Source organism: Terrimonas ferruginea DSM 30193, assembly GCF_000425585.1.
GTDB lineage: Bacteria > Bacteroidota > Bacteroidia > Chitinophagales > Chitinophagaceae > Terrimonas > Terrimonas ferruginea.
The window spans coordinates 1-18,611 of record NZ_AUDS01000022.1 but is presented as its reverse complement, the minus strand read 5'-3'; the positions used below and the strand labels follow the sequence as shown (position 1 = coordinate 18,611).

The 18,611-nt window shown below is 49.1% G+C and carries 19 protein-coding genes; 15 read left to right on the top strand and 4 right to left on the bottom strand.

The features are described from left to right. Window positions 1–113: 113 nt before the first annotated feature. On the bottom strand, window positions 114–1,205 hold the full coding sequence (locus H608_RS0109035; RefSeq protein WP_028787396.1) for an anhydro-N-acetylmuramic acid kinase: 1,092 nt from the start codon (window positions 1,203–1,205) through the stop codon (window positions 114–116). Between the two features lie 126 nt (window positions 1,206–1,331). Here H608_RS0109035 and upp point away from each other — a divergent pair, with 126 nt between their 5' ends. The 3 genes from upp to H608_RS0109015 all read left to right on the top strand — a co-directional run bounded on the left by upp (window position 1,332) and on the right by H608_RS0109015 (window position 4,579). Then, on the top strand, window positions 1,332–1,982 hold the full coding sequence (gene upp, locus H608_RS0109025) for a uracil phosphoribosyltransferase (RefSeq protein WP_028787395.1): 651 nt from the start codon (window positions 1,332–1,334) through the stop codon (window positions 1,980–1,982). A 192-nt stretch (window positions 1,983–2,174) separates the two neighbouring features. Continuing rightward, a complete protein-coding gene (locus tag H608_RS0109020; protein ID WP_051268156.1) occupies window positions 2,175–3,191 on the top strand; it encodes a PorP/SprF family type IX secretion system membrane protein in 1,017 nt (338 codons plus the stop codon). Between the two features lie 71 nt (window positions 3,192–3,262). Further along, window positions 3,263–4,579, top strand: coding sequence for a cation:dicarboxylate symporter family transporter (locus H608_RS0109015; RefSeq protein ID WP_028787393.1), 1,317 nt, complete (start codon window positions 3,263–3,265; stop codon window positions 4,577–4,579). Between the two features lie 190 nt (window positions 4,580–4,769). On the opposite strand, the gene H608_RS0109010 is transcribed toward H608_RS0109015, so the two are convergent. After that, window positions 4,770–5,384 (bottom strand): DNA-3-methyladenine glycosylase, encoded by a 615-nt coding sequence (locus tag H608_RS0109010; protein ID WP_028787392.1) that lies wholly within the window; start codon window positions 5,382–5,384, stop codon window positions 4,770–4,772. Between the two features lie 268 nt (window positions 5,385–5,652). Between H608_RS0109010 and H608_RS0109005 the strand changes: the two genes are divergently transcribed. Further along, complete coding sequence (locus H608_RS0109005; RefSeq protein ID WP_028787391.1) at window positions 5,653–6,399, top strand: EI24 domain-containing protein; 747 nt, start codon at window positions 5,653–5,655, stop codon at window positions 6,397–6,399. Between the two features lies 1 nt (window position 6,400). Beyond that, window positions 6,401–7,099 (top strand): SAM-dependent methyltransferase, encoded by a 699-nt coding sequence (locus tag H608_RS0109000; RefSeq protein WP_028787390.1) that lies wholly within the window; start codon window positions 6,401–6,403, stop codon window positions 7,097–7,099. Window positions 7,100–7,294: 195 nt separating this feature from the next. On the opposite strand, the gene H608_RS0108995 is transcribed toward H608_RS0109000, so the two are convergent. Then, on the bottom strand, window positions 7,295–7,717 hold the full coding sequence (locus H608_RS0108995; protein WP_071836940.1) for a hypothetical protein: 423 nt from the start codon (window positions 7,715–7,717) through the stop codon (window positions 7,295–7,297). 302 nt (window positions 7,718–8,019) lie between these two features. Here H608_RS0108995 and H608_RS0108990 point away from each other — a divergent pair, with 302 nt between their 5' ends. The 9 genes from H608_RS0108990 to argH all read left to right on the top strand — a co-directional run bounded on the left by H608_RS0108990 (window position 8,020) and on the right by argH (window position 16,786). Continuing rightward, entirely contained in the window at window positions 8,020–8,742 is a 723-nt protein-coding gene (locus H608_RS0108990) for a GNAT family N-acetyltransferase (protein ID WP_038007973.1), read from the top strand. Window positions 8,743–8,750: 8 nt separating this feature from the next. Beyond that, the gene (locus H608_RS0108985) at window positions 8,751–9,950 is read left to right on the top strand and encodes an argininosuccinate synthase (protein ID WP_028787387.1); all 1,200 of its coding nucleotides are present in this window, start codon (window positions 8,751–8,753) and stop codon (window positions 9,948–9,950) included. 30 nt (window positions 9,951–9,980) lie between these two features. Then, window positions 9,981–10,955, top strand: coding sequence for an N-acetyl-gamma-glutamyl-phosphate reductase (gene argC / locus H608_RS0108980; RefSeq protein WP_028787386.1), 975 nt, complete (start codon window positions 9,981–9,983; stop codon window positions 10,953–10,955). A gap of 96 nt (window positions 10,956–11,051) precedes the next feature. Further along, window positions 11,052–11,414: a four helix bundle protein gene (locus H608_RS0108975; RefSeq protein WP_028787385.1), complete on the top strand. Its 363-nt coding sequence runs from the start codon at window positions 11,052–11,054 to the stop codon at window positions 11,412–11,414. A 32-nt stretch (window positions 11,415–11,446) separates the two neighbouring features. Then, on the top strand, window positions 11,447–12,610 hold the full coding sequence (locus H608_RS0108970; protein ID WP_028787384.1) for an aspartate aminotransferase family protein: 1,164 nt from the start codon (window positions 11,447–11,449) through the stop codon (window positions 12,608–12,610). Next, a complete protein-coding gene (locus H608_RS0108965; protein WP_245565743.1) occupies window positions 12,570–13,592 on the top strand; it encodes a Rossmann-fold NAD(P)-binding domain-containing protein in 1,023 nt (340 codons plus the stop codon). The genes H608_RS0108970 and H608_RS0108965 overlap by 41 nt, the downstream gene beginning before the upstream one ends. Further along, window positions 13,585–14,370 (top strand): acetylglutamate kinase, encoded by a 786-nt coding sequence (gene argB / locus H608_RS0108960; RefSeq protein ID WP_028787382.1) that lies wholly within the window; start codon window positions 13,585–13,587, stop codon window positions 14,368–14,370. The genes H608_RS0108965 and argB overlap by 8 nt, the downstream gene beginning before the upstream one ends. Continuing rightward, a complete protein-coding gene (locus H608_RS0108955) occupies window positions 14,363–15,436 on the top strand; it encodes a M20 family metallo-hydrolase (protein WP_028787381.1) in 1,074 nt (357 codons plus the stop codon). The genes argB and H608_RS0108955 overlap by 8 nt, the downstream gene beginning before the upstream one ends. 18 nt (window positions 15,437–15,454) lie before the next feature. Further along, window positions 15,455–16,786, top strand: a complete 1,332-nt coding sequence (argH, locus tag H608_RS0108950) for an argininosuccinate lyase (RefSeq protein ID WP_028787380.1) — start codon at window positions 15,455–15,457, stop codon at window positions 16,784–16,786. Here the strand turns inward: argH and H608_RS0108945 are convergent, their stop codons facing one another. Further along, window positions 16,787–18,154, bottom strand: a complete 1,368-nt coding sequence (locus H608_RS0108945) for a M20/M25/M40 family metallo-hydrolase (RefSeq protein ID WP_028787379.1) — start codon at window positions 18,152–18,154, stop codon at window positions 16,787–16,789. A gap of 322 nt (window positions 18,155–18,476) precedes the next feature. On the opposite strand from H608_RS0108945, the gene H608_RS24940 reads away from it, so the two are divergent. Then, window positions 18,477–18,611: DUF4372 domain-containing protein (locus H608_RS24940; protein ID WP_155990104.1), on the top strand; the 135-nt coding region annotated here is incomplete at its 3' end.

Here is an 18,611-nt window from a genome sequence, read left to right as displayed (position 1 = left end):
GCCTCGTGGGTGTGGAAATGTGAAAATGAATTATCAGCATTCTTTAATTTCTGACTTGCTCATTTCCACATGGTCCCTTCCGAAGGAAGGGCACATCTCCACATTTTTAATTTTCAATCCTCCTGTCCCATCCACATCGCACCGCCTACACTGTTCCGCGAGGCGCCGGTTACGGATGACAGCACGTTGTTCTCTTCGCGCCAGCGCAATACCCCGATAAGCGCCATGATCAATGCTTCTTTGTAATTGACGAGCTCGTCAGCAGGCACTTCTACTGCTATGCCGATGGCATCCAGACTAACACGAAGACGTTCGATCAGGAATGTATTGAGAGCACCGCCGCCGGTTACCAGCAGTTTCGCATTTTCATTTACGGGTCCTGTTGTAAGCAGCGCCGCCGCTATCTGGCGTGCTATATGTTCGGTGTAAGTACGCAATGCATCATTAACGGAAAGTCCGGCTGCCTGTATGATCGGGTATACGGTATCCGTACCAAAATCATTCGCCAGGGATTTGGGAGCGGACTCCCGGTAGTAAGAAAGTTCGTCCAGTTCTTCCAGCAATTTTTTATTTATCGCTCCGGATGCGGCAAGTTGGCCACCGGCATCATAAGTATGACCCGCTGTCTGCGCCAGCATATTCAATACGCGGTTGGCCGCACACACATCAAAAGCGGCATAATGTCCTTCGGTATGACGGGAAATATTGGCAATGCCGCCAAGGTTGAGAAAATAATTATACCCGCTGAGGAGTAATTGTTCACCTATCGGCACGATGGGCGCGCCTTGTCCGCCAAGCGCCACGTCCATAGCCCGCAGATCACTCACAACGGGCAGTTTGGTTGCCGCGGCGATGGCGGCGCCGTCGCCGAGCTGGGCCGTCATGCGTTTGACAGGTACGTGAAAAGTAGTGTGTCCGTGCGATGAGATGAGCGCTACTTTGTAATCCAATCCCTTTTCCCCGATAAACCTGTTGACTTCCGCTCCGAGATAAGCACCGTATTCGGCGTGCAGCAACTGGTAATCCAGTGCATTGAGGGAGGTGGCGGATTGCAAACGACCTGCCCATTCGGCTGAATAGGGATAACAATCGGCCGCAACGATCGAGTAGCTCCAGCGTCCGCCGTTTTCGTGGATTTCCGCAAAAACGATATCAAGTCCGTCCAGTGAGCTTCCGCTCATCAATCCTATAGCTCTGTAAATCATGAGTCAAACAAGTATTGCAGGTCCTGAAAAAAATAAATTTCCTCCCATGGGACCAGGATTTTAGTTTTGCCCAAAAGTAAGACGAAAGCGTTATAAACAGGGAGTAGGCCCGCCGAATACAGAATCATGGTAATCAACTTAAGCGATCAACACAGTCTTGTCAGTAATTGGGTTAGCGAATTGCGGAATGTCGACATCCAGGGCGACCGGATGCGTTTTCGCCGTAATCTGGAGCGTATCGGTGAGATAGCAGCCTATGAAATCAGCAAAGTGCTGGCATTTGAAGAAAAAGAAATCCAGACACCGATGGGCACATCGGTGAGCAAAGTGCTGCAGCAACAACCTGTGCTGGCCACCATCCTGCGTGCCGGCCTGCCGATGCACCAGGGACTGCTTAATTATTTCGACAAAGCCGATAACGCCTTCATTTCCGCTTACCGCAAGCACAACAAAGACGGCAGTTTCGAGATCAGCCTCGACTATATTTCCTGTCCCGAACTGGAAAACCGGGTGGTGATCGTATCCGATCCCATGCTGGCAACCGGTTCATCACTGGTCAAAACCATTCATTTCCTCCGCGAAGAAGGACATCCCCGCGAAATTCATATCGTGGCGGCTATTGCCTGCACCGTGGGTATCGAATACGTGAAACGCGAAGAGCCGGGCGTGACCATCTGGTGCGGAGATATTGACGATGAACTCACTGCGAAAGGATATATCGTTCCCGGGCTGGGAGATGCCGGGGATCTGGCTTTCGGCGTAAAAGTGCAGATGTAATCCTGCCAAAAAAGAGAGAATCTTTATTTTCCGGTTTAACCTGTTTTTCCGTATTTTTCCATTTCGTATCCGTAAAGCCGGGGACAGAAACTGATGAGCAATTTTTAGAAAGACCGGACGTTATAACCAACATAAACTGCTATTTAGGGTCCTCTCCCCGTCTGAGAACCGATCGTAAAACCTAACGCTTTGATGAAAAAGTTATTGACTACTGTGATAGCCTGTGTAGCACTGACCCTTGTGAGCCGCGCGCAGGACCCCAACTTTTCCCAATTCTTTGCCTCCCCGCTTACCATGAACCCGGCACTCACCGGCAAGTTCGACGGAGTGTTCCGCGTGGCAGGCAACTACCGCAACCAATGGCCATCCATCAACAATGCTTACATTACCGGTACGGCATCCGTTGACATGGGCATTCTCAAAAACCGTATTCCCGAAGGAGATCAATTCGGTATCGGCATCATGGGCTTCACCGACCGCGCAGGCAACGGTGCACTCACCAGCAACTACGGCGCCCTTTCTGTGGCCTATCATAAAAGTCTCGACGAAAACAGCTTCCATCAATTGGGTGCAGGTTTCCAGGGAACGTACATGAACAAACGTCTTAACAGCAGCAAGATCGTATTCCAGGATCAGCTCACGCCTTTTGGATTTACAGGCGTATCGGCTGAAACTTTTGCCGGACAGCAACTGAACCTGAACTATTTCGATCTGAACGCCGGTGTATTTTACAACGGTAGCACCAATGGTTACAACAACTTTTACCTCGGCGCTTCCATGTATCACATCAACCGTCCGAAAGAAACATTCCAGCAGGGCGGCAACTTCACCCTGGCCACCAGAACAACCATCCAGGCCGGTGGCAAAATTCCGATCGGCAGTTACAACTTCATTCACCTCGCTGCCAATCACAGCATGCAGGCTAAGGCACACAATACAATCGTCGGTGGTTCGTTTTCTCTTAACGTAAACAACGATGAAGAAAATCCAACGAATGTATACCTCGGAAGCTGGTACCGTTTTGGCGATGCGGTAATTCCTTACATGGGTCTTGAATTCGGCGAATGGCATTTCGGTGCCTCCTATGATGTGAATACCTCACAACTGAAAACGGCCTCCAATGCACGCGGTGGTATCGAGATTTCACTCATCTACATCAAAAAATATGTAGACCCGAACATGAGAAAGCTGAACTGTCCTAAATTCTGACGCAACCAATTCGCTATATATCCAAACCCCGGTTCATCCGGGGTTTGATTTTTAAGTAACCGAAGCGCTGTATGAAAAAAGTATTGACCAATCTCACCTTCTGGGTATTGGTGGCCATTACGGCCGGCATCCTCGTGGGCCACTATGCCCCGGGATGGGCGCTTCAGAAAGTGATGGACAAGCCCTTCAAGGGCTCCGCAATGGGCCAGCACATCGAGATCGGCGCCACACTCAGCGAATTTCTCGGCGGAGCGTTCATCAGCCTGGTGAAACTTTTCATCAATCCCATCATTTTCCTGACCATCACCTTAGGTATTGTAAGCATGAGCAACCTGAAAAAGGTGGGTCGTGTAGGTGCAAAGGCCTTGCTGTATTTTGAAATCGTGACCACTTTTGCCCTCCTCATCGGTGCAGGCGTGGCCTTACTGGTGAAGCCAGGCAAGGGCGTGGACACACATGCGGTAAAAGGCGGAGACATCTCCCGCTATACCAAAGCCGGTGACGACTTCAGTTGGTGGAAATTTTTCCAGGACAACATTACGCTGCAGGTCTTGCTGCTTGCCCTTTTAACGGGTATACTGCTCAGTTTTTATGAAAAAAGGGATCGCGTCATCAGGCCACTTCAGCGTGTATCAAAATATATTTTCAAAGGATTGCACCTCGTGATGATCCTTGCTCCCATCGGCGCTTTCGGTGGGATGGCTTACACTATCGGACGGTATGGCATCAGCGCATTACTGCCACTGGCCAAGCTGATGGGCACGGTATACATGACCATGGCCGTCTTTATTTTTGTTATACTATGGCTGATCCTGCGTTACTGCCGCGTATCGATCGGGCGGTACTTAAAATACATCCGTGAAGAATTACTGGTGGTATTAGGCACTTCCTCTTCTGAAGCAGCATTGCCTTCGCTGATGGAAAAACTGGAACGCATGGGTTGCTCCAAATCCGTGGTGGGGCTGGTAGTGCCAACAGGCTATTCCTTCAACCTCGATGGCACTACGATCTATCTCTCGATGTGCATGATCTTTTTGGCGCAGGTATACAATGTGGATCTGAGTTGGGCACAGATTGCGAGTATAGTGGGCATCCTGATGTTAACGTCCAAAGGTGCGGCGGGTGTAACGGGCAGCGGATTTGCCGTACTGGCCTCTACGCTGACGGCGATTAAGGTGATTCCCATGGAAGGCCTCGCGTTGCTGCTGGGTGTGGATCGTTTTATGTCGGAGGCAAGAGCTATTACCAACTTCATAGGCAATGGCGTGGCCACGATCTGGATAGCCCACAATGAAAAAGAATTTGATCCGGTGAAGATGGAGAGGGCTTTTGCTAATACAGATAAATCCGAAGATATTTTGCATGATAACCTGGGGAGTAATGTGTAAATGTGTCACGAGGCTAAAGCCTCGCGAATGTGTAAATGTGGGGTGAGCCTGCTGTAATAAGCAATGGCTGTTTCATTTCCATATTCATGATATACTGGCGTGGGATGTGTAAATGTGAAGTGAGCCTGCTGTGCTAAGCAATGGCTGTTTCATTCCCGAGCCTTCGGGACACATTTACACATTTTCATATTTACACATTGGCTGTTTTCTTCCCACTCACATAAGGATTGCCTTTCACAATGTACCTGTATGGCAGCAACGCGTCTTCCGCCGCATAATCAACGCCGATGCGGGGCGTTTTTGCTATTTCATCTGATGAATAGCGCGTGCCGTCGTCTTCGAGCCATATAGTTTTTCCCAATAGGTTTTGTGCGTTGTGGCTGGTATCGATGCCCAGCGCTTTGGTGAGGTTGCCGGGGCCGCGGGTAAGGGAGTGATCGGGTTTTGGTTTGCCGGTACGACGCAGCATCGCCGGTATGCCGCGCACGGGTTCGAGACCACGCAGCAGAATAGCATGCGGCACATCCTGTTTGCCCGTAACCACGTTCACCAGGTAATGAATGCCATAACAGAGATATACATACGTAATGCCACCGGCGGCGTACATTGCCTCGTTGCGGGCGGTGCGTCGTCCGCCATATGCATGTGAAGCTTTATCCCCCACGCCGGCATATACTTCGCATTCCACAATGCGTCCTGCTGTTTCCACTCCACGAAAACGGGTGACAAACAGTTTGCCCAGCAGCTCTTCCGCTACCTGCCATACATCTTCACGTTGATAAAAATCGATAGTTAGTTTGTTCATGATTATTGCGAATAAAACAGCCGTTATAAGTTTTAGGTAATAAGTTATAAGTAAAACAGCCATATTCACTGACTGACTTATTATCTAAACCTATTATCTACAAACTCCGGTCCGATAATCAGGGCTAAAGCCTTCCACCATACTTACAACTTATTACCTAAGCCCAGTGACGACTGTTTAACCCTACGCCTTACACCTTTTACCTAAAACCTACAACTTATTACCTAAAACTTATCACCAATTCCTATATTTACCCACCTGAAAAAATTTGCTCAAAGAAATAGTCATAGCGTTTCAGTCGTACCGCGAAGCTCACTACTTTCTGCGGAAACACCGGCTCTGGGTCTGGATCCTTTTGCCCGGCATTTTCTACACGTTGTTGTTCTTCACCGGTATGTACTTCTTCTGGAGCAGCACAGATGATGCCATCTCCTGGATCAATTCCGAACTCGGCATCGAAAATTTTCTGCAAAAGGAACGAAGCCCCCTGCTCAGTTTTGTATTTGTGATGACGGGCATGATGTTCCGGCTGATACTGGTCCTCTTTTACTTTTCTTTTTTTAAATACCTCATTCTGCTCATCGGCTCGCCGGTGCTCGCCTTGTTGAGCGAAAAGACCGAATCCATTCTCGCGCAGCAACCACATGTGTGGCAATGGCGTGCACTCCGCAAAGAATGTGGCCGCAGCATGCGGCTGATCCTCCGCAATGCAGGGCTGCAATCCTTTTACCTGCTGGGCATCGTCATTCTTTCGCTGGTGCCGGTGGTGGGATGGATAACGCCGGTGCTCGCGCTGCTGATCGAATGTTATTACTTCGGTTGTTCCATGCTTGACTACAGCCTGGCGCGCAGCGGCTTCTCGCTCACCGAAAGTGCCCGCTTTACCGGCCGCCACAAGGGACTGGCAATCGGCAACGGCATTCTTTTTTACCTGATGCACCTCGTGGTGATCTTTGCTCCGGCCTACGCCGTAATTGCCGCCACCCTCACCGTGCACAAAGTCAAAAACCAGTAACATGGCGGCTACTATTTATCTGATACCTTCCCAACTCGACGATCAGGGATTTCATGTGCTCCCCGCTTACCTGCTCGACGCCATAAAAGATTGCGAAGTTTTTTTCGTGGAAAATGAACGCACGGCACGCCGTTATCTCAAACAACTGTGGCGCGAAATGGTGATCGACGATTACGAATGGCATGGCATTCACAAAGCCGAAGAAGCCGTGGTGAACGGGTTCCGCCAGAAAGTAAAAGAAGGAAAACGCATCGGCATCATCAGCGAAGCGGGTTGTCCCGGCGTGGCTGATCCCGGCCAACGGCTGGTACAAGCCGCACAGGAATTGCAGGCAACGGTACGTCCGCTGGTAGGTCCGAGTTCGATCTTGCTTGCGCTGATGGCCAGTGGCATGAACGGCCAGGAATTTCATTTTCATGGTTACCTGCCTATCGACAATGGCCAGCGCATCAAGGCTGTTCGCGAGCTCGAATCGAATTCGGCGCGCCGGCAGTGTACACAATTGTTTATTGAAACGCCCTACCGCAACAATGCCATGCTCGATACATTGCTCAAACAATGCAAACCCGATACCCGGATCTGTGTGGCCGTCGACCTTACCGGTCCCAACGAATGGGTGCGTACCCGCACGGTGAAGCAATGGCAAAATGATGTGCCCGACCTGCATAAACGTCCCGCGATATTTCTGCTGCAGGCCTGAGGGAGGCAGAAGGCGTAAGGCGTAAGGCCCGACACTTCGGGCCGACACTTCGGGCCGACACTTCGGGCCGACACTTCGGGCCGAAACTTCGGGCTTAGGTTGTAGCAAAAAACCGCCGCTCACTCACAATTGCCAATTCACAATATCATTCACGATTGACGTTTGACGATTCACGACTGCCCGATGGAACCTGCCTCAACGCTCCGGCTCTCTCATGGCAATGATACTGTCTACGATATAACGCGTATTGCCACGCCAGGGCAGCACGCCGTTATATTCCTTGTAATGCAGGTCGAAAATTTTTCCGCTGTTCAATTTCAATACTTCGAATACTTCCTTGTCGCGGATGGAAAACTCAAATTCATTGGACTGAATGGCGCCGGCCGTTTTGCTACGGATACCCTCCTGGATCAGCTTGCCTTCATACGTTTTAAACAGCTGTCCTTTCTTCACCGCATAGTTGAGATAACCAGACTTCACACCATCACTTGTGTAAGGATAATAGAACTTCCAGTAGATGTAACCGGCGAGCGCAAGAACCAGTAAAATAACGAACGTTAGAAAGAATTTCCGGAGGCCTGAAAAACGCCGGGGAGACCCGGCAACAGTGGTGTTCATGGTTATTTTTTTATAACAAAAAATTTGTTCAGTGAACGCAATTATTATTATACATTTGTATCCCAATTTACAATTTGCTTTGTAAACATGAGCAACATTCTGACACATACCAAGCAATTCGCGTTTCACGCTCCAATTACGAGCGGCGTGTATGCCGTTGGTTATGATGTGTTTACTTTCTGCCGCCCGCGACGCCGCCCTGAGTGCTGACAGGACGAACCCCTTACCACGGTCCCTGTCAGTGAACCCTCTCCGGACATTTACTTTGGGACTGGTCATCCGACACTATCAACTCTTTACAAGTGGACAATCAACAGATCATCATTAGGGTCGCTACCCGGGATGATAAATCATATGCAGACCTCATCACTGAGGAAATGGAAGCGTCAGCTAAAGCCCGTGGTACCGGTATAGCCAAACGCAGCCCCGATTACGTTGCGCAGAAAATGGAAGAAGGCAAAGCCGTTATCGCACTCACCAAAGAAGGCGACTGGGTTGGCTTTTGTTACATCGAAACCTGGAGCCACGGCGAGTATGTTGCCAACTCCGGCCTCATCGTTTCTCCCAATTATCGTAAGACAGGTGTTGCCAAAGGCATCAAACAAAAAATATTCAACCTTTCGCGTCAGCTTTATCCTGATGCAAAAGTATTCGGCCTCACTACCGGCCTGGCCGTGATGAAGATCAACAGCGAACTCGGCTACGAACCCGTAACCTACTCCGAGCTTACGCAGGATGAAGCGTTCTGGGCAGGCTGCCGGAGCTGTGTGAACTTCGACATCCTCATGAGCAAAGACCGCAAAAACTGCATGTGTACAGCCATGCTCTACGATCCCAAGGATCATTATGAGCCTGCGGAAACAAAAGCCTATTTCGAAGAAAATAAAAAAGGACTGGAACGCCTGCAGCGTTTCAAACAATGGAAACTGCTCAAGCCATTTCTCAAAAAAGAACAAAAAGATAAAGACAAAAAGAACGATCGTAACAGATTAAAATCATTTATTCACTTTTTATTTAATTTCTGATTACTACCATGGGCAAAAAAGTCGTTTTAGGCTTCAGCGGCGGACTCGATACCTCTTTCTGTGTAAAATACCTCACAGAAGACCAGGGCTATGAGGTTCACAGCATCATCGTGAACACCGGCGGTTTTTCCGAAGAAGAACTGAAGAATATCGAAGAGCATGCTTACCGGCTGGGCGTGAAATCGCACAAAACCGTTAACGCCGTCAAGAGCTATTACGACAGCATCATCCGTTTTCTGATCTACGGAAATGTGCTCAAGAATAATACATACCCACTGAGCGTATCGGCCGAACGCCTGAGCCAGGCTTTGCACATCGCCTCCTATGCCGAAGAACTCTGTGCAGATGCCGTGGCACATGGCAGCACCGGCGCCGGCAACGACCAGGTACGCTTCGATATGATCTTCCACATCATGATCCCCGGCATCGAGATCATCACACCCATCCGCGATCTGCAACTCAGCCGCGAAGCCGAGATCAGCTACCTGAAAGAAAAGGGCGTGGAAATGAATTTTGAAAAAGCCGCCTACTCCATCAACAAAGGCCTCTGGGGTACCAGCGTAGGCGGACGCGAAACACTTTCTTCACGCGGCATGCTTCCCGAAGAAGCATGGCCCACACAGGTTACCCAAACCGGCAGCCAGGAAGTAAAACTTTCGTTTGAGAAAGGCGAACTCAAAGCCGTCAACGACGAGACATTCAAACATCCCTCCGAAGCCATTCAATACCTGCAAAGCATTGCCGGTCCTTATGGCATCGGTCGCGATATACACGTAGGCGATACCATCATCGGTATCAAAGGCCGCGTAGGATTTGAAGCTGCCGCACCAATGGTGATCCTGAAAGCGCATCACGCATTGGAAAAACATGTGTTGACCAAATGGCAGCTCAACTGGAAAGATCAACTGGCACAGTTCTACGGCAACTGGCTGCATGAAGGCCAGATCCTCGATCCGGTGATGAGAGATATCGAAGGTTATCTCGAAACAAGCCAGCGCAATGTAACCGGTGATGTGTATGTACAGTTACAACCCTACCGTTTCCAGGTAACAGGCATCGAAAGCCGCTTCGATCTGATGAACAGCAAATTCGGCAAGTACGGTGAAATGAACACCGGCTTCACCGGCGACGATGTAAAAGGATTCACACGCATCTTCGGCAACCAGACGCTGATCTATCACCTGGTGAAAACCGACAACGACAAGTAAATTTTCTGATCACTGAATAACTGAAACGACATGGCAATTACAGCAGGCATTATCGGAGGAGCAGGATACACGGGAGGAGAACTGATCCGTTTACTCATCCATCATCCCGAAGTGCATGTTGCATTTGTTCACAGCCGCAGCAATGCCGGCAAACCCGTCAGCAGCGTACACCAGGATCTGATCGGCGATACCGATCTTACCTTTTCGGGTGAAATGCAGGACACGGATGTATTGTTTCTTTGCTTAGGACATGGTGAGTCGAAAAAATTTTTGGCAGAAAATACAATAGCTTCTGCTACACGCATCATCGATCTGGCGAATGATTTCCGTCTTGCGGCAACTTCGTCTATCGGCAGCAGGCAGTTTGTATACGGATTGCCCGAACTCAATCGCGAAGCCATCCGCACGGCGCAAAACATTGCCAACCCCGGATGTTTTGCCACCGCTATACAAGTAGGATTATTACCCCTCGCTAAAGCGGGATTGCTGACCGACATCTATACAACCGGCATTACGGGTTCTACAGGTGCCGGCCAATCCTTGTCTGCCACCTCGCATTTCAGTTGGCGCGCCAACAATATACAGGCATACAAAACGCTTAACCATCAGCATCTCGGAGAGATCGGCGAGTCGCTGCTGCAACTGCAGCCCGCCAACAATATCGATCTGAGCTTCGTACCCTGGCGCGGTGATTTTACAAGAGGCATTTTTATCAGTTCCACGTTGCATTGCGATCTGAGTATCGAAGAGCTGATCGTGCTCTATAAAGAATTTTACAAAGATCATCCGTTTACGCATGTAAGTACCGATCCGGTATTTCTGAAACAGGTGGTGAATACGAATAAAGCTGTTATTGGCCTGGAAAAAGCCGGCAGCAAATTGGTGGTGCATTCCGCTATTGATAATTTATTGAAAGGAGCCAGTGGACAGGCCGTGCAGAATATGAATTTGTTGTTTGGTTTTTCAGAGCAGTTGGGCCTGGGGTTGAAGGCGGTGGCGTTTTGAGGGAAGGTATTAAGTAATAAGTATTAAGTTTTAAGTAATACTTAAGGAGTAGATTGTGACGCGAATGAATTGAAACCGTGTTAAAACTAATACGGTATGCAAAATTACAAAGACCTGAAAGTATGGAACAGCGCGCATAGGTTTGTGTTGGACTTATATAAAGCCTGCCAGACATTTCCCAGAGAGGAAGTTTATGGTCTTACATCACAATTGAAAAGAGCGGCGATATCCATACCCGCCAATATTGCGGAGGGCTGCGGTAAGAAATCAAACGCCGAGCTGGCGCATTTTTTAAATATTGCGTTGGGATCAGCCAACGAAGCTGAATATTTCATATTGCTTGCCTGCGATTTATCTTTCATTGAGAAGTTTCAATATGAAAGACTTATTGCACAAATAAATGAAGTAAAAGCTATGCTTATCGGACTTATTACCAAGGTTCGGAATCAAAAAACTTAAAACTTATTACTTAATACTTACTACTACTTACCATGAATCTCTTCGACGTTTACCCCATCAACGACATCAACATCGTGAAAGCTCAGGGCTCACATGTGTGGGACGAAAATGGTCAGCAATACCTCGACCTCTACGGCGGTCATGCCGTGATCAGCATCGGCCATACGCATCCACATTGGGTAAAACGCATTGAAGAACAACTGGAGAAGATTGCTTTCTATTCCAACTCCATCCGCATTCCCCAGCAACAGGAACTCGCCACCAGGCTAGGACAAGTAGCCAACAAAGAAGATTATCAACTCTTCCTGTGCAACAGCGGCGCCGAAGCCAACGAGAATGCACTCAAACTCGCTTCTTTCTACAACGGACGCCGCAAAGTGATCGCTTTCAACAAAGCTTTTCACGGACGCACTTCCCTGGCCGTTGCCGTTACCGATAATAAAAACTACGTTGCGCCCGTCAACGAAACAGACAACGTAATCTTCCTGCCTTTTAACGACGAACAGGCTTTGGCTGATTGCTTCGAACGCCAGGGCAACGAGATCTCTTCCGTGATCATCGAAGGTATACAGGGAGTTGGCGGCATCAGGGAAGCCTCAGTTGCTTTCCTCCGCCTCATCCGCGAATTGTGCGATAAATACAACGCCGTTTATATCGCCGACAGCGTACAATGCGGTTACGGCCGTACGGGTCAGTTCTTTAGCCACGACTGGGCCGGCGTTGACGCCGACATCTATTCCATGGCAAAAGGCATGGGCAACGGCTTCCCCGTGGCAGGCATCATCGTTTCTCCCAAATTCACCGCAAAACATTTCCAGTTGGGAACTACTTTCGGTGGCAACCACCTCGCCTGCGCCGCAGCATTGGCGGTATTGGAAATAATCGAAGAAGAAAAATTATTGCAGCAGGCCAAATCCACCGGTGATTACCTGATCAATGAACTGAAAGCCATCGCCGGTTTAAAAAATGTCCGCGGACGCGGACTCATGATCGGCTTCGACGTACCCGCCGAATTGGGTGAGCTGCGTAAGAATCTGCTGTGGAAACAAAAAATATTCACCGGTGAAGCCAAACCGAATGTGATCAGACTGCTGCCTTCACTGGCACTCGGCCTGGAAAACGCCGGCAGCTTCATCAAAGCCGTTAAAGAAGAAATTGCTTCATATCAACCAGCCGTTCATTCATCACAACAATAAAACACCCAACCGTAAATTGAAACAATTCATTTCCGTTGATGACGTTCCTGATATTGACCACCTGATCAATACAGGCCTGCAATACAAAGCAGATCCTTTCCGCGACCAGACGCTCGGCGCCCGTAAACGTATCGGATGTCTTTTCCTCAATCCCAGCATGCGCACACGTCTCAGCACACAGATAGCCGCGCAGAACCTGGGCATGGAAGCCGTTGTATTCAACGTAGGTAATGAAGGTTGGGCACTCGAGTTTGAAGAAGAAGCCATCATGAGCGGCAACACCGTCGAACATGTAAAAGATGCCGCACCCATCTTCGGAAAATATTTTGACATACTCGCCATCCGCACGTTCCCCTCTCTGAAGAACCGCGACGATGATTACAGCGAACTTTATATCAAACAATTCATCAAGTACGCCGGTATTCCGGTGGTGAGTCTTGAAAGCGCCACCTTACATCCTTTGCAGTCGCTCACCGATCTGATTACGATCAACGAAACCTTCAAGCCTGCAACGCCGGGCAGGAAGCCAAAGATCGTTCTCAGTTGGGCGCCACACGTAAAACCGCTGCCGCAATGCGTGGCCAACAGCTTTGCACAATGGATCAACCGCTGGGGACAGGCCGATTTTGTGATTACTCATCCGGAAGATTATGAACTGAATGAAGACTTCACTCGCGGTGCACATATCACCCACAACCAGGACGAAGCGCTCAAAGATGCCGACTATGTGTATGTAAAAAACTGGAGTACATACAATGACTACGGCAAGATTTATGAAAGCGATCCGCAATGGATGCTGACCAATAAAAAACTGGAACAGACCAACAATGCGCGCGTGATGCATTGCCTGCCCGTACGCCGCAACGTGGAACTGAGCGACGAAATACTCGACGGACCCAACAGCCTCGTAACACAGGAAGCCGGCAACCGCGTATGGGCTGCACAAGCCGTACTCTCTGAGATTCTAAGAAACAATGGATAAGCTTTATATCATAAAGATCGGCGGCAACATCATCGATGATGAACAAAAACTGGCCGCATTCCTCGAAGATTTTTCCAATATCGACGGACGTAAAATTCTCGTGCACGGCGGCGGCAAACTCGCCACACGCATGGCGGATACACTCGGCATCCAGCAACAGATGATCGATGGCCGGCGGATCACCGACGCAGAAACGCTCCGCATCGTGACGATGGTTTACGCGGGTTATATCAATAAAAATATTGTAGCCAAACTGCAGTCTTTCAATTGCAATGCCATGGGACTTTGCGGCGCCGATGGTGATGCCATCCTCGCACACAAACGCAAACATCCCGTAGTGGATTACGGCTTTGTAGGCGATGTAGATGCCATCAATACCGATCTGGCCGACATGTTGCTCAGCCGCAATATCGCACTCGTATTTGCGCCCATTACACACGACCAGCAGGGACAACTCCTCAATACGAATGCGGACACCATTGCACAGGAACTTGCCAAAGGCCTGAGCGCATTATATGAAGTGAACCTTATTTATTCCTTTGAAAAAAGTGGCGTGCTGCTGGATGCCGATGATGACAGCACCGTTATTCCATCCATCAACCCGGACTACTACCAGCAACTCAAAGCACAGAAGAAAATATTTGCAGGCATGCTCCCCAAACTGGACAATGCCTTTACAGCACTCAACAGCGGTGTAAGCCGTGTGATCATTGGCAAGGCAGAACAACTGCATCAACTGATCCGGGGAAGTGCGGGTACAACAATCGTGAATGAATGATCAACTAACCATACTGCAGACAGCGGCAGTGGCTTTACTCAAACAACTGATCGCTACTCCCTCTTTCAGCAAGGAAGAAGACAAAACCGCTCTCCTGCTGGAAACATTTTTTACCGGACGGCAGATTCCCGTGCAACGCATTGGCAACAACGTTATTGTACGGAACAAACACTATGACCCGGGCAAGCCAACGCTGCTGCTTAATTCCCATCACGATACCGTCAAGCCCAATCCGCAATACACGAGAGATCCGTTTGCTCCCGATGTGGAAGAAGGAAAACTGTTTGGCCTCGGCAGCAACGACGCGGGCGGTTGCCTGGTATCGCTGGCGGCAAGCTTTCTTTATTTCTATGAACACAAAGGACCGTATAACGTGATCTTTGCCGCTACCGCTGAAGAAGAGATTTCCGGAACAGGTGGCATCGAACTCATCATCAACGATCTTCCGCCCATTGCGGCGGCAATCGTAGGCGAACCTACGCAAATGCAGATGGCCGTGGCGGAACGCGGACTGATGGTGATCGATTGCGTCAGTCACGGCAAAGCAGGTCATGCTGCGCGCAACGAAGGAGAGAATGCTTTGTACAAAGCACTCAAAGACATCGAATGGTTCCGCTCCTATCAATTCGATCGCGTGTCCGATCTGCTCGGTCCTTCCCGCATGAACGTAACCGTTATTGAAACGGAGAACAAGGCGCACAACGTTGTGCCTGCCGTCTGTAAGTTTGTAGTGGACACGCGCATTAACGAGTGTTACACTTTCGAAGAAGTACTGGAAATCATCCGCGCACATGTAGACAGCGAAGTGCTGCCACGCAGTACACGCCTGCGCTCCACATCCATCGCGCTGGATCATCCGCTGGTAAAAGCGGGCAGTAAACTCGGGCGTACCTATTACGGTTCACCCACCACATCCGACAAAGCATTGATGCCTTTCCCTTCGTTGAAAATGGGTCCCGGAGATTCGGCACGCAGCCATACGGCGGATGAATACATATATGTAAAAGAAATCGAGGACGGTATAGCGCTCTATATTCAACTCATCAACGAAGTGCAGAACGGATAACATTTCAACCGATACAACATGAAACTCTGGCAAAAAAATACGGCGTCACTGAAAGAAGTAGAAACCTTTACCGTTGGTCATGACCGCGAAATGGATCTTTACCTCGCTGCATTCGACGTGCTGGGATCGCTGGCACATACCCGTATGCTGGAAAGTATCGGCCTGCTGACGGCGGAAGAAACTACCGCACTGCATGTTGAACTGAAAAAAATCTATGCACGCATACAGGAAGGAAAATTTTCCCTGCAGGACAATGTGGAAGATATTCATTCGCAGGTAGAATTGTTACTGACCGAAGCGCTCGGCGACACCGGCAAAAAAATCCACTCTGCGCGCAGCCGCAACGACCAGGTTTTGGTTGATATAAAACTATTCCTGCGGAATGAACTCGAATTGACGGTAAAAGCCATCGAGCCCTTCTTCCAACTGTTGCAACAACAAAGCGAAAAATACAAAGCGCAGTTGCTGCCTGGCTATACGCATCTGCAACTGGCCATGCCGTCTTCTTTTGGTTTGTGGTTTGGCGCTTATGCGGAAAGCCTCGCCGACGACGTGATCACGTTGAAAGCAGCTTATGATGTGGTCAACAAAAATCCGTTGGGATCGGCCGCCGGTTACGGTTCCTCGTTTCCCATCAATCGTACACTTACTACACAATTGCTGGGATTTGCCGATCTCAATTACAACGTTGTATATGCACAGATGGGCCGTGGTAAAGCAGAACGTGTAGTAGCACAATCGCTGGCCAATGTAGCCGACACACTGGCGCGGCTCAGCATGGATGCCTGTCTTTACCTTAACCAGAATTTTTCTTTTATCAGTTTTCCCCCGGAGTTGACAACCGGCAGCAGCATCATGCCGCATAAAAAAAATCCGGATGTATTTGAGCTGATCCGTTCGCATTGCAACCGCATCAAAGCTTTACCGAATGAAATCATGCTGATGACCACCAACCTGCCTTCGGGTTATCACCGCGATCTGCAATTGTTGAAAGAACATCTGTTTCCCGCGTTCCGCAACCTGCGTGATTGCCTGGAAATGGCGGGATTGATGTTGTCGAACATCGAAGTAAAAGACAATATTCTGACGGATGAAAAATACAAGTACCTCTTTAGTGTGGAAGAAGTGAACAAGCGCGTACTTGCGGGTATGCCTTTCCGCGATGCTTACAAAGAAGTGGGACTTGATATAGAAGCCGGTAAGTTTACTTATGACCTGCAATTAAATCACACACACGAAGGAAGTATCGGTCAGCTTTGTACGGCCGAGATACGTAAACAAATGGATAGCGCTGTAGCGGCATTTCCTTTTGCCCACGTTCAGGCTGCTATCGATAAACTACTTTCCTGATCAAAGCCCATAGCGATCTACCAGGTAGATCAGCGCCGCCATATTAACGGCACCGAGCTCCAGTTCACGTTTATTTACGGCTTCGAATACATCATTGCGTGCGTGGTGAAAATCGAAGTAGCGTTGGCTGTCTGGATTCAGGCTGGCCATTGGTGTACCCAACGAACGGTTGAGCGGACCGATGTCTGCGCCGCCACCACCTCTCACCCATTCAGAACAACCATAAGGCGCCACGAGTGGTAACCATTGCATTATTTTTTTATACTGTTCATCACTGGCCGTAAATCCAAAACCGCGTGGTGTAAAGCCACCGGCATCCGATTCGAGCGCAAAAATGTGTTTCTCTTTTTTGGCCACCGCTTCTTCAGCATACTTCGACCCGCCGCGCAAACCATTTTCTTCATTGGCAAAAAGTACAAACCGGATCGTGCGTTGCGGACGATAGTTGAGCGCTTTGAATGCCCGCAGTACTTCCAATGTCTGCACGCAGCCTGCACCATCGTCATGTGCGCCTTCACAATTGTCCCAGCTATCCAGGTGGCCGCCGACGGTAATGATCTCGTCGGGATATAAAGAACCTTTCAACTCACCGATCACGTTGTGTCCGGTTGTGTCGGGCAAAAAATAACCGTGTGTAGTGATGCGCATATTCAGGGTCTTTCCCGATTGCAGGGTCTGGCTCAGCCAGTCGGCATCCCGCAGGCCAACAGCAATTGCGGGAATTTTGGCATAGGCACTGTCGTAACGGGTAGAACCTGTATGCGGAATATTATCGGTGCTGTGGCTCATGCTGCGGATGATAACGCCGATAGCACCAAGCTTCGCTGCCCTCGAAGGTCCCTGTCCGCGGTAAGCAACAGCATCGCTATAGGCCTGGAATGTGCGGACAAAAGCCGGCTTGAAATGATAATTGTAAAAAACGATTTTGCCTTTGACTTCGGCAGCCCGCTTATCGAGTTCATCAAATGAGCTCACTTCGATCACTTGTGCCTGCACACCTCCTTTAGGCGATCCAATTGAATTGCCCAAAGCGATCACGTCGAGTTTGCGTGCGGGAATACCTTTACCGGTTACCACTGCTTCATCTTTTCCACCACGTACCCAATGCGGGACTTTGCATTCCTGCAAGATGGTCTGGTCGGCGCCGGCGCCTTTCATTTCCGCAGCGCCCCATTGTTCCGCTTTTACCATTCCCGGCGAGCCTGCGAGCCGCGGCCCGATCTTTTTGGTTAAATGACGTAGCTGCTCATAAGCTTTTCCCCGTAATAAAATTTCATCGGCCAGTTGCCGGATAAAAGCCGAGTCGGATTGAGCGAATGTGAGGTTGCAGATCAACAGAGCTGCGAAAGCGAAAAGAAAGCGACGCATGAAGAAGTATTAAGTTGTAAGTATTAGGTTCTAAGTTATAGGTTTTTTGGGAGAAGGTAGAAGGCTTGAGGTATAGGGTATAAGGTAAAACAGCCGTTATAAGTAATAAGTTGTAAGTATTAGGTCATAGGTTTTTGGGGAGAAGGTAGAAGGCTTGAGGTATAGGGTATAAGGTAAAACAGCCGTTATAAGTAATCACTAATGTCCGGTATAATTTAATTGAAGTTCTTTGAAAGTCTTGGTAGTCGTGTGTTTCAAGCATTTTTAGGTCGGTGACGATTTGAAACTACTGATTTTCTAGTTTTATGAAAATCAGAGGCTTATGAATTCTGGACAATATGTCTTTGCGCAGGCAGTGTTGCTTTTACCCAGTCGTGTTTTTGATCGTTGTGTCAAGATGTTTAATGGCAACAAAGGTGTCAGACATTTTACTTGTTGGCATCAGTTCATGTGTATG

Bases quoted from the DNA above. Each gene is read 5' to 3' on its own strand.
- H608_RS0109035 (WP_028787396.1), bottom strand. From the start codon at position 1,205: ATGATTTACAGAGCTATAGGATTGATGAGCGGAAGCTCACTGGACGGA.
- upp (WP_028787395.1), top strand. From the start codon at position 1,332: ATGGTAATCAACTTAAGCGATCAACACAGTCTTGTCAGTAATTGGGTT.
- H608_RS0109020 (WP_051268156.1), top strand. From the start codon at position 2,175: ATGAAAAAGTTATTGACTACTGTGATAGCCTGTGTAGCACTGACCCTT.
- H608_RS0109015 (WP_028787393.1), top strand. From the start codon at position 3,263: ATGAAAAAAGTATTGACCAATCTCACCTTCTGGGTATTGGTGGCCATT.
- H608_RS0109010 (WP_028787392.1), bottom strand. From the start codon at position 5,384: ATGAACAAACTAACTATCGATTTTTATCAACGTGAAGATGTATGGCAG.
- H608_RS0109000 (WP_028787390.1), top strand. From the start codon at position 6,401: ATGGCGGCTACTATTTATCTGATACCTTCCCAACTCGACGATCAGGGA.
- H608_RS0108995 (WP_071836940.1), bottom strand. From the start codon at position 7,717: ATGAACACCACTGTTGCCGGGTCTCCCCGGCGTTTTTCAGGCCTCCGG.
- H608_RS0108985 (WP_028787387.1), top strand. From the start codon at position 8,751: ATGGGCAAAAAAGTCGTTTTAGGCTTCAGCGGCGGACTCGATACCTCT.
- argC (WP_028787386.1), top strand. From the start codon at position 9,981: ATGGCAATTACAGCAGGCATTATCGGAGGAGCAGGATACACGGGAGGA.
- H608_RS0108975 (WP_028787385.1), top strand. From the start codon at position 11,052: ATGCAAAATTACAAAGACCTGAAAGTATGGAACAGCGCGCATAGGTTT.
- H608_RS0108970 (WP_028787384.1), top strand. From the start codon at position 11,447: ATGAATCTCTTCGACGTTTACCCCATCAACGACATCAACATCGTGAAA.
- argB (WP_028787382.1), top strand. From the start codon at position 13,585: ATGGATAAGCTTTATATCATAAAGATCGGCGGCAACATCATCGATGAT.
- H608_RS0108955 (WP_028787381.1), top strand. From the start codon at position 14,363: ATGAATGATCAACTAACCATACTGCAGACAGCGGCAGTGGCTTTACTC.
- argH (WP_028787380.1), top strand. From the start codon at position 15,455: ATGAAACTCTGGCAAAAAAATACGGCGTCACTGAAAGAAGTAGAAACC.
- H608_RS0108945 (WP_028787379.1), bottom strand. From the start codon at position 18,154: ATGCGTCGCTTTCTTTTCGCTTTCGCAGCTCTGTTGATCTGCAACCTC.